This is a genomic window from Paenibacillus sp. OT2-17, assembly GCF_009827695.1.
GTDB lineage: Bacteria > Bacillota > Bacilli > Paenibacillales > Paenibacillaceae > Paenibacillus > Paenibacillus polymyxa_B.
Genome location: NZ_WUDQ01000719.1, coordinates 1 through 1,580 on the forward strand (window position 1 = coordinate 1; position 1,580 = coordinate 1,580).

The 1,580-nt window shown below is 49.5% G+C and carries 2 protein-coding genes; both read right to left on the reverse strand.

Annotation, left to right across the window (positions count from 1 at the left end):
* Positions 1–893 (reverse strand): YheC/YheD family protein (locus tag GRP75_RS26455; protein WP_160790833.1); only part of this gene is annotated, 893 nt, incomplete at its 3' end.
* 12 nt (positions 894–905) lie between these two features.
* Positions 906–1,580: YheC/YheD family protein (locus GRP75_RS26460; RefSeq protein WP_160790834.1), on the reverse strand; the 675-nt coding region annotated here is incomplete at its 5' end.

The following is a 1,580-nucleotide window of genomic DNA, read 5'->3' on the forward strand; positions in this document are numbered from 1 at the left end:
CCCTTTAGCATCTGTCCCTGATTGGAGTGAAGCATCCTGAGCATGGAGTTAAAAGAGGTGAATTTTAGCAATACATTGCTATTTTTCTTACGGTACCTCACATAATATCCTTGCTTGGGAACATGGGACAGACGGTAGATTCCTTTACCGAGACTGCCTCCACTTGGCTTGTAATAAGCAAATTGATGTCGGTCCAGCATACTTCGGATACGTTCAGAGCTGGGATTCGTGTATGATTCAGGGACATAGCGGTTAACATCTGGGTTATTCTCCAGCAGATTATAGATATCGGACTTATTGAAAAAGCTCCAGTTAAAGAAGGGAATTCGTTTGCGGGAAAAGCGTTCGCGTAGTTGATTGATCGCCGGGGAAAAATCAGAGCGACGGCTCGGCAAACGATTATAGATCACGTCTGGCAAAGGTACAAGTTTACGTGTAAATTCCCCGCTGGATGACAGAAAATAGCCGTTAATCGTATCATTTTGCCAGTTGATATCCCGAGGGGTGAAGGCAAAAATATACGATTTTTTGCTACCTTCCTTCAGCAGTTGCTTAATAAAGCCTGTGCGTGATCCGAAAGGGCGAGTGGTGGAGGTGGTACCGTCAGACAGCACGCCAATCAACGGCCCTAGCTGTATATCACCATCCAGATTTCGCAAATAGATGGACCCGCTTTTGGGAACACGGATTGCGTTACGTAAGCCGGAGGTCAAGTATAGATGGCGTCCCGCCTTCTGAATTGGTTTTACTGTAGCGGGGATCTGATCCTTACCGAGCCGCAGACGAACGGACTTGGCTCCGGATAATTTAAGGCTTTTCAACAAGGCAGTGGATATATACGCCACCTTGTCGGGCTGCTGTGAGAAATGCACATTGCAATGCGTTAAACTCATCTGTTTATCCTCCTATACCGTATGTTCAAGGGAGGCGTCCGCGCCCTTTGGCCCTGTCGCTTTGGAATGGGTCATTAAATATCGAGCATATTCGAGCGGGCGGTTGACCGACTGGAAAGCGCACTCTGGCTGACGGGTCTGAAAAAAGGAGGCCCGCCCAGGTCGGGAATTAACCTCCAATAGCCAGATGTTCCCGATCCGGTCAATACCGTAATCAATTCCCAACTCGCCAAGGCGGCCATAACGTTCCTCCAGCGCCTTGGTAATGGTCAAGGACAGCGTCATCATCTGCCTGATGATGAGACGCGTGGTGTCCGCGCCAAATTGTTCACGAAGGTAAGGCTCAGCAGGATGGGCTTCGCCTCCACCGTGCAGATTAGAAGTCAGGGTTCCTTTTCTGCCTTCTCTTACGGCAAAGCCCGTCAGGCACCAATAGCCGTTGCCATCCTTTTGCATGAGTGCGCGAACATCAAAGGGATGATTGCTTTGGCTTGTTAATTTCAAATAAGGCTGCACGATATAAGCGCGTTTGTGTGCAATTCCGTGGATCCATGACAATCCTGCATCCAATTCGGAAAACGAGCGCCGGAACGGGCGGTTACGGGAGTCTCTACCCTGTACAAGTAGTCCCTGACCTCCTTCTGCCAGCCGGAGATACAGTGTGCTCTTGCCATGTGTTCCGGTCTG